Below are 14,639 nucleotides of genomic sequence, written 5' to 3' on the forward strand. Positions count from 1 at the left end.
CTTTCAGTTTTGTTCACCGGCATGAGGGGCCGGACAGAGACGTTTGCGAACTATTGATTTGAGATATGGCAGTACCCCCTGGAAGGTGAAACGCGTCGTGAGACGCGTGATCCGGGCGGCAATCCGACCTTTGGAACCCGTGCGGGCGACAGGGCGAACAACCCCGGCGCCATTCTTCACGTAAGAGCGTCCCGGCCTTGCAAAGGTCTTGTTCGAGCAGGGCTTTTCCCATTTCAGGTCGGCACCGTGATCGTGCAGGGGTGCGATGATCTGTCCTTCGCGAAGATGGTTGACCTGCGTGAGCGAGCTTGGCGGCGTGTCCGGTGCTGTGCCTCGAAATTTTCGCGGGCGGACCGGTGCTCGCATAGAGTTTTGGCGCGGCTTGCCGAAGCTGGTCGGCCCGTTCACCATCTGTGCGAAGTCGCGAATCTGTGAGAATGCCTTTTGGTCCCCTTTCAGGCAACTGGCTCGGCAGGCGCGCCTACTCCCCGCACTTGAAGTCTTGTTTCGGCACCACGATGATCACCGCGTGCACTTCGCCATGATCGAGCTCGACGCGCGTGGCGACCGTCGTCGTCGCGCTATCGCTGTCGTCGTACACGCTGGCCTTTTCGTGCTGCAGGTTGGTGAGGCCGGTACAACCTGTCGCCCGGCCGTCGTCCCCGACCTGGCATTGAATCGGGTTGTCGGTCACGTAGCGATATTTGTCCCGATCCGGCAGCGCCATATATTCACGAATGCTTTGCGCCGATCCGCCCACGCCGTTCACATATCCGCTATCGCACGGCTGTTGGGATGCATTGCCGGCGTCCGGCGTGGCGGCTAGCACGGCCGTGCTGGCGGCCGTCAGGCACGCCGCGAAGATGGCTGCAAGAAGGTATTTCATGGCGCGGATCGCAGAGATGGGATCGGAGTGCTGGATTGTAGTGGCATTTGACGCAGGCAGCCTGAAAAAGCCGCTGCCTGCCACCGTGCACGCGTGTGTGATGTGGCTATGCCGCTTCTTCGTTGCCGCACACCACAGGCTCGGGTGTCGTTCGCGCCAGGTGCCTCAGCAGCTTCGTCACCATGACGACAACGGTTAGCGCGAGAACCACGAAGAACACCGCGAGCGGTGTCAGGTCCTGCACGGAAACGAAGCCGGCGAGCCCCATCATCGCAGACGACACCAGCAGCAACGCACATCCAAGAATCGCGCTGGTCAGCCCGGCGATATGCGGGAACAGCGAGTTGCCCTTGGCCATCAGCGTGGGATACATCGCGCCGGCACAGAAGCCCATGACGAGCACGGGCGTGGCGAGTGTCCAGACCCGCAGGCCGACCGTCAGCGCCAGCACCAGCATGGCGAGCGAGGCTGCCGCCATCAGGCGCGTGCCGATGCGCAGACGCTGCTCCGTGCTCGGCAGACGCGGGCCGTGCAAACGGTTCGACAGACCGCCCATGAAGTACATCAAGCCGATACCGAGCGCGAGGTAGCCGAAATAAGTGGGCGGTTTGTGCAAGGTGTTCTGCACCATGAACGGCCCGACGATGTTGAACACCAGCAGGATGCTGTAGCACAGCCCCTGGGCGAGAAAGCAGCTCTGGAACACCGGGCTCGAAAGCACCTTGCCGGTATTCTTCAGCAGTGTGCGCGGTTCCAGGCGCACCGCTCGCGGCAGGGTCTCGCGATAGCGCCACACCAGCACCCACATCACCACCGAATAGACGAGCAGGAACACGAGGCAGGCGCGCCAGCCAAACCAGGTCTGCAGATGGGCGCCTATCACGGGTGCGATGATCGGCGCGAGGCCCCAGGCGGTGGCCATATAGGTGTAGGCGTGGATCAGCGTCTGTCCCGAGAACGAATCGGTGATGATCGCCTTGGCGAGCAGGTTGGTGCTGGCGATACCGAAGCCTTGCAGGCAGCGCGCCAGCAGGAAGGTTTCCAGATTCGGCGCGGCGAGCGACAGCAGGCAGCCGATCGTGAAGATGACGAGGCCGAAAGCCAGTACGGGCTTGCGGCCGTGCGCGTCGGCGATCGGCCCGAAAATAAGCTGGCCTAGCGCGTAGGCCGCCATGTAGCCGGATACGCTCGACTGGATCGCCTGCGGCGAGGTCGCGAAGTAGCGCGCCATGGTGGGCAGCGCGGGAACGTAGATGTCAATCGCGAGCTGCCCGGCGGAGGCGAACAGGCAGATCAGGACCAGCAGAAAACGCGGCGAGTTCGGCGTGCGGGCAGGCGTGCCGGCGCGCTCAGGGAGAGTGTGGGTCATGACAGCAATGAAGGGCGGATTCGGGCGGCGTGACGGCGCTCGGTGCGGCTGTGGCTCGCAGCGTGCGTGGCGCCATTGCCCTGCATTGTGCCTGTAGTCGCGCGAATCGGCTTGATTGCCGTCGTTGACGGTAGGGTTGCCGGTAAACGGAAGTGGCCCGGCGCAACAGCACCGGGCCACTGTCTATCAGATCAGCCGCTCAGTAGAGCGGCCGGCCTGCCACTTTAGAAGCGGTGAGTAATGCCGAAGATACCAGCGAGCTGGTGCTTGTCAGCCGAGTACGAGCTGCCGCTCAGGTCGGCAACGGCTGCCTTGCCCGTCGAGTCGATACCCGAAGCCAGTTCGTAGAAGCCGATTGCGTACAGGGAGGTGCGCTTCGACAGCGAGTAGATTGCGCCCAGGTTGAACTGGTTGTACTTCGCGCTGCCCAGATCGTCTGCACCACCGTTGTGCGTATAGATGTACGCGCCGGCCAGCAACAGGGACGGGTTCACCTGGAACTTCAGGTTGACTTCGCCCGAGTTGAACGTCGCCGTGCCGCCCACGTACTTCGGAGCCGCGATCTGGCCCACTGCGTTGACCGAACCGAGGTTCTGGAATTGCGTGTTCGAGTACAGCAGGCCGATCGTTGCCGGTCCGATTGCGTACGAACCGCCCGCCACGATGATCTGCTGCGAACCCGCCGAAGCGTAGCCACCGAAGATCTTGTTGTTCATGTTGTCGTTGGCGGAGGCGCTCGGCGTCGTGCTCGGCGACGACGAATTGCCCTGGTTGCCGAAGTACGAGTAGTACGGGTCCTTCACGAACGTATAGCCGGCGCCGAGGCTGATCGGGCCGTTCGAGTATGCAACCGATGCGTCGAAAATCGAGTTCTGCGAGAACTGGCCAGCCACGCCGCCCAGGCTATACAGCACGCCGGCTTGCAGGCCATTGTAGTTCGGGCTCACGTACTTGATCGAGTTCTGGATGCGGTTCGACGTATCGACGTTGTCGACGTCGTTCGCACGCGTGCCGTAACCGAGGCCCGAAGCGGCCCAGTCGGCGCCCGAGGCGAAGTTGGCGGTCAGGTCGTTGCTGACCGAGTATTGACGGCCGAGGGTGACCGTACCGAACTGCTTGCTGCTCAGACCGACGAAGGCTTTACGGCCGAATTCCAGGCCGCCTTGCGACAGTCCGCCCGTAGCCGTGGTGAAGCCGTTTTCCAAATCGAACACTGCCGACAGGCCGCCGCCCAGATCTTCAGAGCCTTTCAGGCCCCAACGCGACGAAGTTGCCTGCGAAAGTGCGTACTCGTGCAGACCCTTGATGTTGTTGTTGATCAGGATACCGGTGTCGACGATCCCGTAGAGAGTCACACTGCTTTGTGCTTGAGCGGAGCCGGCAACCGCGCCAAGCGCGAGGAGGGCGACCGTGGTCTTTGTCAGTTTCATCTGTTTTTCACTTTGTTTGAGTAAGGATCTCTCGCACGTGCGGCGAATTTGACCCGTTGATGTCAACGTCCCGAGGCCCGGATAATATGTACTCCGACATAAATTGAGCCCCCGGCTGACTTGCCAGGCGCAAGAACAGATGACCAAAAACGCTGCTCTTGCCAATTCATCAGGCTTGCGACAGTCCCCGCCTCAGGTCGAAGGTTTTGCCGGTGCCCAATTGAATTGCAGCGAATATAGCTAATGCATAATTGCGCGGGAACCGTTAATTTTGGAATGTATCCTGCTTACAACAACGCATGAATGTCATCCATCAATTCGTCATGTGCTTATGCGATAGCTACGGTAAGCGGCGCTGTGAATCGTCGGCGAAACGCCTGCCGGCCGGCCTCAGCGGGATGGGCACGCTACCTTTGCGGACGGTTTCGTCGTGGGCGGGACCGCTGTTTTAGCGGTCGCCGTGGCGCGTAGTCTGTTAAGAAATCACTTAACATAATTGCCCCGGCGTTTCGAATATGCGGGCGTGTGTCGCGGATTGGACACAGGCGCTGCGCGCTTAAACCCATTGCGCGGGTTTCAGGTTTTCGTGTACGCGCGCGAGGCGCGTTGGCGGCACGGCGCGCGAGACGCTTAGCGCCGCTACATATATGCATATGCTCAAACGGCATTTATCCGGCATGGATCGCGGCCTGTAGACTACGCGCCAATCGCACGAAGCATTTCAACGAAGATATGAAAATCGGCATCCGGGGTTCGGCGGTCACGCGTTTCGCGCAGGCCATGGTTCTTGGCGGGGCGGTGATGCTCGGCAGCGCCGCGCACGCTGAAGGCAAGATCAGCATTGCACAGCAGTTCGGCATCGGTTATCTGATTCTCGATGTCGTCCAGGATCAGCACCTGATCGAAAAATACGGCAAGCAGGAAGGGCTCGACATCAAGGTCGAGTGGCGCACCATTTCCGGCGCGACAGGTATGAACGAGGCGCTGCTTGCCGGTGCGCTGGATGTCGTGTCGGCGGGCGTGCCGCCCATGCTGACGGTATGGGACCGCACGCTGGGCCGGCAAAACGTCAAGGCGGTCGCCGCGCTCGGTTCGATGCCCAACTATCTGCTGACCAACAATCCCAGCATCAAAACACTCAAGGACTTCACCGATAAGGACCGCATTGCCGTGCCGGCGGCCGGTGTCGGTTTCCAGTCGCGCACGTTGCAGATCGAAACGGCTAAAGTCTTTGGCGACAGCGAATATAAAAAATTCGACACCATCTCGGTCAGCTTGCCGCATCCCGATGCGACCGCCGAGTTGATTGCGGGCCACACGGAAATCGACGCGCACTATTCGAGCCCGCCGTTCCAGTATCAAGCGCTCGAGCATCCCAACGTGCACAAGGTGCTGAGTTCGTATGACACGCTTGGCGGTCATGCGACCTTCAACGTGCTCTATACCACGCAGAAGTTTCACGACGAAAATCCGAAGACCTATCGCGCCTTCTATGAGGCGCTGGTCGAAGCCGCGCGGATCATCAACAGCGACAAGAATGCGGCTGCTGCAGCTTATATCCGCGTCGAGCACTCGAACTTGCCCTTGCCGTTAGTGCAGAAGATCGTCAACGATCCGGAAATCGAATTCACGGTTTCACCGCAACGCAGCTTCGTCTATGCGAGCGCGCTCAATCGTCTCGGTGTCCTGAAGAATAAGGCCGGGTCGTGGAAGGATTACTTCTTTCCTGAGGCGTACGCGTTGCCGGGCAGCTGAGTTTTGCGCGGATCGCGTGTCGTTATGCGCGGGGATACTAAGCATAGTTGAAACGCTTGCTTATCCGGACGATGCGGGGTTGCTACGATCACAGGTTGTATTGACCTGACCGGAATCCTGAGCCGTGACACTTTCTATTTTTCGATGGTTCGCGCGCGTGATGCTGGCCTCACTGCTTGTGATGAGTGACGTCCATGCGCAAAGCGCCGCCGCCCCGACGCCCATAAAACTGCGGATCGGCTATCAAAAGTCGTCTACGCTCATCACCATTCTGAAAGCGCGCGGCTCGCTCGAGCAGGCGTTAGCGCCGCTGGGCGTGAGTATTACGTGGAACGAATTTGCGAGCGGCTTGCCGCTGACCGAAGCACTCAATGCCGATGCCGTGGACCTGAGTGCCGATGTCGCGGACACGGTGCCGGTATTTGCTCAGGCTGCCCACGCGCGCTTCGTGTATGTGGCGCAGGAAGCGCCCTCGCCAGGCGCCCAGGCCATCATCGTCAAGCGCGACGGGCCATTGCATACGCTTGCTGACCTCAAAGGTCAGCGCATTGCGGTGACCAAGGCCGCCGGCAGCCATTATCTGCTGCTGGCGGCGCTGGCGAAGGCGGGGCTCACGCCCGCCGACGTGCACATCAGCTATCTGACGCCCGCCGACGGACGCGCTGCGTTCGAGCGCGGCAGCGTCGATGCATGGGTCACCTGGGACCCTTATGTCGCCGCAGTCGACAAAGCGCCGGACGTGCGCATCCTCGCTAACGGCGATGGCCTCGCGTCGTATCAACGGTACTACCTTGCGTCCACCAGTTTTGCGACCGCACATCCTGAGGTGATCGGCACGGTGGTCGCGCAATTGACCTCGGCAGGGGAATGGACGCGCGCGCATCCCGACGATGCGGCGAAGCTCCTTGCGCCGATCTGGGGGCTCGACGCTGCAACGATCGAACGCGCCAACGACCGCCGCAGCTACGCGGTGCGCCCGGTGGATGCACACGTTTTCGCCGAGCAGCAGAAGATTGCCGACACCTTCTACCATGCGGGATTGCTGCCGGCCCCCGTCGATACCTCCGCGGCGCTGCGCTGGAATTTCACTGCGAAACGCGCTGAAGCGATAGGCGGTTAAGCTGCAGCGATCCCCGGTAAACTGTGCAGTCCGATTCGACAGTTTGCAGGAGACGCCCGCATGGACCGCATGACCGCGATGGAAACCTTCGTGACCGTGGTGGACGCCGGTTCATTTTCGGCGGCTGCCCGGCGGCTGAAGCTGGGTCAGCCGGCCGTCTCGAAGTCGGTCGCGCAACTGGAAGAGCACCTCGGCGCGCGGCTCCTGCTGCGTTCAACCCGAGGCCTGACGCCGACGGACGCGGGGCAGCGATTTTACGAACACGCCCGCCGGGCGATCGATGAAGCGGACCAGGCCGAGCAGGCGGTGCGCGAATCGTCGGACGGACTCACGGGACGTTTGCGCATCGGTGCCGCTGTCACGTTCGCGCGGCTGCACGTTCTGCCCGCGCTCAAAACCTTCCTCGACCAGCACCCGAAACTGAGCATCGACATCATTCTCGACGACCGCTCGGTGGATCTGCTCGAACAGGGTGTCGACGTGGCGCTGCGCATGGGGACGCTCGACGACTCGACGATGACCGCGAAACGCATCTTGCGGGGCCGGCGCCTCGTGGTCGGAACGCCGCGTTATTTCGCGGAAGCCGGCATTCCGCAAACGCCGGCCGATCTGAGCCGGCATCAGGCGATCGTTTATTCGTTGCGAGGCGGCGGCGAGTTGTGGTCGTTTAGCGGCCACGATGGCGCGCAGGTGTCGGTGGCTGTGTCGGGACGGGTTAGCGTCAGCGCCGCCGAGGGCATCCGCACGGCGGTGCTGGGACACATGGGCCTTGCTGTCGCGTCGGAATGGATGTTCTCTCCCGAACTCGCGGACGGCACCGTGCAGGCGGTTCTCACCGAATGGACGCTGCCGTCCATCGACATCTGGGCCGTCTTTCCGTCTGGCCGCATGGCGACGACCAAAGCGCGCGCCTTCGTCGCATTCGTCGAGCATCTGCTGGGCGAGTACGGCGGCGATGCACAGGCCGATCACAAATTCACCTCAGCCCCGTAGGCGCGAATCTGCGGCGGCGCAATTCGTCAATGCGACGCCGGCGGCTTCGCCTCATTCGATTCCCAAAAGCCTTCCTCAGGCAATAACAGTTATTCCTCGCGAGTGACTACCGCCCGTTTCGACGCCGGTAGACGATACGCCTCAACCCGTGCATGACGCATTGGGCACCCATGCAGGCTCTTCAAAACTCATTCTCGAGGTAATCATGACTCATGCTCTGAAAGGCAAACTGGCACTCGTGACCGGCGCTTCCCGTGGCATCGGCGCGGCCATCGCAGCACGGCTGGCGCGGGACGGCGCCGCGGTTATCGTCCACTATGCGGCGAGCGCGGCGCGCGCCGAGGCGGTGGTCAAGGCCATCCGCGATGCAGGCGGCGAAGCTGAAGCGTTCGGCGCCGATCTGGCCAAGCCCGAGGGCGTGACGGCGCTGATCGATTCGTTGAACGGCGTGTTCGGCGGCAAGTTCGAAGGCCGGCTCGATATTCTCGTCAACAATGCAGGCACCGTCGAATACGGACCGTTCCTCGAATCGTCGGATACGTCATACGACACCCACTTCAATCTGAATGTGCGCGCGCCGATCGAACTGGCGAAGGACGCGGCGAGACGCATGATCAAGACGGGCTGGGGGCGCATCGTCAATGTGGGTTCGGCTTTCGGCGAGGCCGCGCCGCTGCCTGGCGTGACGCTTTACATCGCGTCGAAATTCGCTATTCGCGGCTTTACACGTGGCCTTTCGCGTGAACTCGGCCAGTATGGCGTGACGGTCAATGCAGTCCAGCCGGGTCCGATCGATACCGAACTGGCGCCCCAGCCCGGTACTGAAGCCCACGCCACGATGACGAAGCTCGCCAGTGTGGGCCGTTTCGGCAAGCCCGAAGAAATTGCCGCGGCGGTCGCCTATCTGGCGAGTCCCGAGGCTGGCTACACCACCGGCGAGAGTTTGACGGTCGACGGCGGCTGGATTGCCTGAAGAAGACAATCGGATGGGTTCTGAAGCAGAACATGGACGACGACATCAGAATGCTTGCCTTGAGCGCCATTGCCCACCGGTCGCGCTTGGCGATCTTCCGGATGCTCGTCGTTGCTGGACCGGGCGGTTTGCCTGCCGGCGAGATTTCCGCGCAATTGGGCATCGTGCCGTCCAGCCTGTCTTTCCATCTCAAGGACATGTTGCGCGCAAAGCTGGTATCCGGGCGGCGGGAGGGGACGTTCATTTATTACTCGGTGGCCCGCCACGCCATTCGCGGGGTCATCGATCTTCTGACTGAAAATTGCCTCTCTGACTCCGCGGACCGGTAGCGCGGGCAGCCGTCACTTTCTTTTTCCCTGCTTCGATACCGACGCCAGATACAGCCGGACGAGTTCGCGCATTTCGGCCAGAAGAAGGGCCCGCACCGCGGGCTCTTCATTAGCAATGCCAACGACTCCCTTGAGTATTGGGATCAGCACAACAGCCATGATTTTGGCCTTTGCCGGATTCAAGCCGGGTACCGCCTCGCGCAGAATCTCCGCTATGGCGCCACGCATTACTTCGCGGAAGCGCGCGCGTTCATCGTCATTGCCGCCGCGTGCATCCACCAAAGAGATCGCGAAACTGCGCTGCGTCTGAAGCATCAGCATGAAGTCGACCAATGCGTCGGCCACGCTGTCGAGTGTCATGTCGGGGACCTGCTGCGCCAGTTCGGCGAGGCCGCTCTTGACGTGCAGCATGTAACGCAGCAGCAGCGCGTCGGCGAGCGATTCCTTGGACGGGAAGAACCGGTAGAGCGAGCCGATTGCCGTGCCGGAGCGGGCGGCGATTTCGGTCATCGTAGCCGCGTCGTAGCCCTTTTCGGCGAACACTTCGACGGCGCTCTCCAGGATCGCGGCGACGCGCAGGCGTCCCTTTTCCCTTTTCGGTTCGGACGCGCGCGCGGTTTCTGCGATGGGCTTGGATGAGGGCATGCTGATGGGCCGGTGTGCGAGGATTTGATAGGTATTCCTCGCATAATATCACGCTAGGGAAAGATCACAGATTCGCAAAATACATAGAGGAATAGCGGTGTCAAATTGTTGTCGTTGACATATGCGAGGGTGATCTCTACTATATTTGAGAGGATATCCTCGCAAATATGGGGGACACGGGGCGAACTCCCGCTCACGGTCTTTCGCTCAATCATCCACCCTGTCGAAAATCCATGCACTTCCTCTCCTTGTTCTTTGTCGGCGCTTTCTTCTGCAACTGCGTTCCGCATCTGGTGGCGGGGTTGCAAGGCGCGCCGTTTCCGTCGCCGTTTGCCAAACCGCACGGCGTCGGCAATTCTCCGCCGCTCGTCAATTTTCTTTGGGGCGCGCTCAATCTGGTGATTGCTTTGGTCATCCTGACGCGCAATCCCATCACGCTCGGGGCCAATCTCGAATGTCTGTCGGTGGCGGTGGGGGTGCTCGTGCTTGGCGTCTTTATGTCGGTGCATTTCGGCAAGGTGCGGCGCGAGGGAATCTCCGCTTAAGGTCCACCACGTACCGCCTGTCTCGTGCTGGCCCTACAGCGCGAGGCCGTTGCAGCCGGCTGCAACGGCCTGCTCCAGCCTTGCCGCTGGCCGGTTCACCGCGCCGTTCGCCTTTCCCACGCACTCGCGATCAATTAATACTTTTTTCGACCTAATGACGTCATAAAAATATATTGGACGTCTTACCGGCGCTCTCGCACTATTCGTACAATCCCCGCCTGAACCACGCGCACGACTGCTGGCCGCCGCCGCGGGAATCCACTATTCCAAGCCCCAATACAGAGGATAAAAATGCCTGAATACCGTTCGCGAACTTCGACGCATGGCCGCAACATGGCCGGCGCCCGCGCCTTGTGGCGCGCCACCGGAATGAAGGACGGCGATTTCGGCAAGCCCATTATTGCGGTGGTCAACTCCTTCACCCAGTTCGTGCCGGGCCACGTGCATCTGCGCGACCTGGGCGCGCTGGTCGCGAAGGAAATTGAAGCGGCTGGCGGCGTCGCCAAGGAATTCAACACTATCGCGGTGGACGACGGCATCGCCATGGGTCACGGCGGCATGCTGTACTCGCTGCCTTCGCGCGAGCTGATCGCCGACTCGGTGGAATACATGGTCAATGCGCATTGCGCCGACGCCATGGTCTGTATTTCCAATTGCGACAAGATCACCCCCGGCATGCTGATGGCCGCGATGCGCCTGAACATCCCCGTGGTGTTCGTGTCCGGCGGCCCGATGGAAGCGGGCAAGGTCAAGTCGCCGACGGACGGCCAGGTGATCGCCAAGATCGACCTGATCGACGCCATGATCAAGGCGGGCGACTCGCGCGTGAGCGACGCCGAAGTGGCGGAGATCGAGCGCAACGCCTGCCCGACGTGCGGTTCCTGCTCGGGCATGTTCACCGCGAACTCGATGAACTGCCTGACCGAAGCCATTGGCCTCGCGCTGCCGGGCAATGGCACGATCGTCGCCACGCACGCATGGCGCAAGAGCCTGTTCGAACAGGCCGGCCGTCTGGTCGTCGATCTGTGCCGCCGCTACTATCAGGAAGACGACGCGTCGGTCCTGCCGCGCAGCATCGCCAGCAAGCAGGCCTTCGAGAACGCGATGGCGCTCGACGTCGCCATGGGCGGCTCGACCAATACCGTGCTGCACCTGCTGGCCGCCGCGCAGGAAGGCGGGGTCGACTTCACGATGTCCGACATCGATCGCATCTCGCGCAAGGTGCCGTGCCTGTGCAAGGTCGCGCCCGCCACCGACAAATTCCATATCGAAGACGTGCATCGTGCCGGCGGCATTCCCGGCATTCTCGGCGAGCTGGCGCGCGCGGACCTGCTGGATCTGTCGTGCGGCAACGTGCATAGCGGCACCCTGGGTGAGGCGATCGCCAAATGGGACATCGCCGGCGGCGCCGGTGAAGCGGCGCAGAAGCTGTTCCGCGCCGCGCCCGGCGGTATTCCGACCACGGTTGCATTCAGCCAGGAAGCGACCTTCGCGTCGCTCGATACCGATCGCAAGGCCGGCTGTATTCGCAGCAAGCAGAACGCGTATTCGAAAGACGGCGGCCTCGCTGTGCTGTACGGCAATCTCGCGGAGAAGGGTTGCATCGTCAAGACGGCGGGCGTCGACGAATCGCAATGGATCTTCTCCGGCCGCGCGCGCGTCTTCGAAAGCCAGGACGATGCCGTCGAAGCGATTCTCGGCGACAAGGTGGTGGCGGGCGACGTCGTCGTGATCCGTTATGAAGGGCCGAAGGGTGGTCCGGGCATGCAGGAAATGCTGTACCCCACCTCGTATCTGAAATCCAAGGGGCTCGGCAAGTCTTGCGCACTGTTTACCGATGGCCGCTTCTCGGGCGGCTCGTCGGGGCTGGTGATCGGGCATGCGTCGCCGGAAGCGGCCGAAGGCGGCACGATCGGTCTGGTGGAAGAGGGCGATGTCATCGAGATCGATATTCCCAATCGCAAGATGCATCTCGCGGTGCCGGATGCGGAACTGGCGCGCCGTCGCGAGGCCATGAACGCGCGCGGCGCCGACGCGTGGCTGCCGGCGAGTCGCGAGCGCGTGGTGTCGCAGGCGTTGCAGGCCTATGCGGCATTGGCGACTTCCGCAGATCGCGGCGCGGTGCGCGATCTTTCGCAACTCAAGCGCAAGTAAAAGCCCCAACAAGCGCCGCTGAAATTCAAGCGCGCATCAAGCAAAACGGCCCTGCCGCCACGAGGCGAGCAGGGCCGTTTTTTATCGACCCGCTAAAACGCTAAAGACTTCAGAAATTGCCGTGCAGGTTCACAAATGCGCTCAGCGGCTGACCCACGTAAGCGCCCGCGGCATTCGCCGCGACGAAATAGCGCCGGTCGCCGATGTTGTGAACATTCACGTCGATCCCCCACCTGCGCGTCTCATAGCCGGCTGCCGCATTGACGATCACATACGACGGAATCGAATTGACGTTGGTGATGTCGCTATAGCTCTTCGCCTCGTAATTCACGCCCGCGCCGACGTGAAACCCCGGCATGCCCGCGATCGAGAAATCATAAGTTGTCCAAAGATTTGCCATATACGCCGGCGCGCCTTGCGGATGGTTGCCCACCGACGTGATGCCTTGCGGGTTATCCGTGATCACCGCGTGCTGCGCCGTCACGTTGGCGAGCACATGCCAATGGTCGGTGAGCGCCGCGTCGATGGATGCCTCGCCGCCTTTGGTCCTCTGACTGTCGAACACCACCGACTCCACCCCGTTGAGCGTGACCGCCGCCGCGACGTTATCGCGCGAGACGTCGAACACGGCCGTATTCAGCACGACGCGGTCCTGGAGGAACGAGAACTTGATGCCCGCTTCATACTGCAGCGCCGACTCCGGTGCACCGATACCGTCCTGCGCGTTTTCGGAATTGAAGTTGGTCAGATAGCTCTTCGACACGCCGAAATAAGGCGACATCCACGGCAGCAGCTTGTACAGCGCGCCGAAATTCCAGCTGACAGGCGCGTTGTTTTGCGTTTGTCTGACACCGGCGAGCAACGGCTGGCCATTGGAGTTGAACGCGCCCGGAACCGAGATCGCCGGCGTCAGCGACGTATCCCACCAGTCCTGCCGAATGCCTGCGCGAATCTTCAGCTTGTCGGTCACGTCGATCTGATCGGTGGCGTACAGGCTGTAGTAATTCGCCACCATGTGATCGTCGTCGCACGAATGCTTGGCGTCGCACAGGAAGGTCAGGCCGGCGAGAGACTTCTCCGGCGGCACCGGCGAAAAGGCGTCGGGGATGTTCGGCAGATCGGCGGTGCTGCGCGTCGTATCGATGGTCTGATGCTGGTATTCGAAGCCCGTCAGCAGCGTATGGCCGACGCTTCCGGTTGCAAAACGCCAGACCGGCTCAAGTTGATAGTCGAAGCTGTTGTCGTTGTCGTCCTGCTCGCGCAACTGCCGCCCGACCACCTCATCGCCGACGATCTTCGTGTTGGTGCTGTCGCCGTTGCCCAGCACGTCGAGGGTGCGGTGCAGATAGGAGAAGCGGTTGTTGATCGTCAGGAAGTCGTTGATCTTCCAGGCGTCCGAGATCGTCGGACGAACGTAGTTCTCGTTGGCGAACGCAAACGGCGTCGAGTATTTCGAGTTGATCGACACGTCGTTGATGGGCGTGCCGTGGAAATAGATCAGGCCATACGAGTCGGGCGTTTCATGCGTCTGCCGCAGATCGAGCGCGAAATCGATCGTATGGTTGCCCAGTTGCCATTGGAATGCCGGGCGGATTTCGTCGTCGCGGCTGTACAGGTCACGGAAACCGTCGGCGCGCGAAAACGTCGCGTCCACGCGATAGTTGAGTCCTGCAATGCCAGTGGGACCGGTGATGTAGTCGCTGTTCGAGACGGTGCCGTATGAGCCTGTCTCAAGGCTTGCACCGACATGAAACTCCGGCGACGGCGTGTAGTGGACGAGGTTGATGGTGCCGCCCGGCGGCCCGCTGCCGAACAGCGCGGAACCCGGGCCTTCGAGAATCTCGACGCGCTCGACGCCGTTCAGCGAATGCGAGATGCCGCCGAGCAGATCGCCGTCGGAGAAGCCGTCCTCGTAGATTTGCGCATTCAGGCCGCGAATCAGAAAGTGATCGTAATAGCCCTTGCTGTCCTGGCCGCCCACATTGATGCCGCTTGCATTGCTGACGCTGTCACGCAGCATCGTCGCGCCCTGTTCGGACAGCAGCGCGCGCGGGATCACCTGCACGTTCGACGGCAGGTCCTGCAGCTTCGTGCCGGTCTTGCTGGAACTGGCGGTCTGTTTCGGATCGTTGATGTTGTCGTTGCCGCCATACGGACCATAGGGCGCTTTGCCTTCCACCTTGAGCGCCGGCAGCGTAATGCCCGGCGCCGCGCCCGGCGAATTCTGCTGCGTATCCTGCGGCTGGACGGCCTGCTGCGCCAGCGCGGGCTTCGCGGATGTCAATACCGCCAGAGATAGCATCGTGCCGCCGACGTATTTGCATACCTCGGACCGGCACACCGTCTGTCGGCTCCCTTTGTCGCTCATCGTGATTCCCCTTCGTCTTCTCATGACAGATTGCTTACTGTTTTCACAGGAGGCGACAGTCGTTGGCATTGA

The 14,639-nt window shown here is 61.6% G+C and carries 12 protein-coding genes; 7 read left to right on the plus strand and 5 right to left on the minus strand.

All coding sequences use genetic code 11. From position 1 onward, the window contains the following. Positions 1–481 precede the first annotated feature (481 nt). From FQ755_RS06040 to FQ755_RS06050, 3 genes are all read right to left on the minus strand, one after another. The gene (locus tag FQ755_RS06040; RefSeq protein ID WP_144152122.1) at positions 482–886 is read right to left on the minus strand and encodes a hypothetical protein; all 405 of its coding nucleotides are present in this window, start codon (positions 884–886) and stop codon (positions 482–484) included. 106 nt (positions 887–992) lie between these two features. Beyond that, positions 993–2,255 (minus strand): multidrug effflux MFS transporter, encoded by a 1,263-nt coding sequence (locus tag FQ755_RS06045; protein WP_144152125.1) that lies wholly within the window; start codon positions 2,253–2,255, stop codon positions 993–995. A 224-nt stretch (positions 2,256–2,479) separates the two neighbouring features. Beyond that, positions 2,480–3,685 (minus strand): porin, encoded by a 1,206-nt coding sequence (locus FQ755_RS06050; protein ID WP_313957424.1) that lies wholly within the window; start codon positions 3,683–3,685, stop codon positions 2,480–2,482. 801 nt (positions 3,686–4,486) lie between these two features. Between FQ755_RS06050 and FQ755_RS06055 the strand changes: the two genes are divergently transcribed. The 5 genes from FQ755_RS06055 (at position 4,487) to FQ755_RS06075 (ending at position 8,855) form a co-directional block, all read left to right on the plus strand. Then, positions 4,487–5,440: an ABC transporter substrate-binding protein gene (locus tag FQ755_RS06055; RefSeq protein ID WP_222105719.1), complete on the plus strand. Its 954-nt coding sequence runs from the start codon at positions 4,487–4,489 to the stop codon at positions 5,438–5,440. A gap of 160 nt (positions 5,441–5,600) precedes the next feature. Continuing rightward, positions 5,601–6,560 carry an aliphatic sulfonate ABC transporter substrate-binding protein gene (locus FQ755_RS06060; protein WP_144152430.1) on the plus strand — a complete coding sequence of 320 codons (960 nt, stop codon included), beginning with the start codon at positions 5,601–5,603 and terminating at the stop codon, positions 6,558–6,560. A gap of 60 nt (positions 6,561–6,620) precedes the next feature. After that, positions 6,621–7,553, plus strand: a complete 933-nt coding sequence (locus FQ755_RS06065) for a LysR family transcriptional regulator (protein ID WP_144152131.1) — start codon at positions 6,621–6,623, stop codon at positions 7,551–7,553. A gap of 205 nt (positions 7,554–7,758) precedes the next feature. Then, positions 7,759–8,526: an SDR family NAD(P)-dependent oxidoreductase gene (locus tag FQ755_RS06070; RefSeq protein WP_144152134.1), complete on the plus strand. Its 768-nt coding sequence runs from the start codon at positions 7,759–7,761 to the stop codon at positions 8,524–8,526. A gap of 32 nt (positions 8,527–8,558) precedes the next feature. Continuing rightward, positions 8,559–8,855: an ArsR/SmtB family transcription factor gene (locus FQ755_RS06075; protein ID WP_144152137.1), complete on the plus strand. Its 297-nt coding sequence runs from the start codon at positions 8,559–8,561 to the stop codon at positions 8,853–8,855. A gap of 12 nt (positions 8,856–8,867) precedes the next feature. Here the strand turns inward: FQ755_RS06075 and FQ755_RS06080 are convergent, their stop codons facing one another. After that, complete coding sequence (locus FQ755_RS06080) at positions 8,868–9,500, minus strand: TetR/AcrR family transcriptional regulator (RefSeq protein ID WP_144152140.1); 633 nt, start codon at positions 9,498–9,500, stop codon at positions 8,868–8,870. Between the two features lie 233 nt (positions 9,501–9,733). Between FQ755_RS06080 and FQ755_RS06085 the strand changes: the two genes are divergently transcribed. Together FQ755_RS06085 and ilvD are read left to right on the plus strand one after the other, a co-directional pair. Next, the gene (locus FQ755_RS06085; protein WP_144152143.1) at positions 9,734–10,045 is read left to right on the plus strand and encodes a hypothetical protein; all 312 of its coding nucleotides are present in this window, start codon (positions 9,734–9,736) and stop codon (positions 10,043–10,045) included. 291 nt (positions 10,046–10,336) lie between these two features. Further along, entirely contained in the window at positions 10,337–12,199 is a 1,863-nt protein-coding gene (ilvD, locus tag FQ755_RS06090) for a dihydroxy-acid dehydratase (protein WP_144152146.1), read from the plus strand. Positions 12,200–12,308: 109 nt separating this feature from the next. Here ilvD and FQ755_RS06095 read toward each other — a convergent pair whose 3' ends face one another. Continuing rightward, complete coding sequence (locus tag FQ755_RS06095) at positions 12,309–14,567, minus strand: TonB-dependent receptor (protein WP_260858352.1); 2,259 nt, start codon at positions 14,565–14,567, stop codon at positions 12,309–12,311. Positions 14,568–14,639 lie beyond the last annotated feature (72 nt).

This window comes from Paraburkholderia sp. BCC1885 (genome assembly GCF_900996235.1).
Taxonomy (GTDB): domain Bacteria; phylum Pseudomonadota; class Gammaproteobacteria; order Burkholderiales; family Burkholderiaceae; genus Paraburkholderia.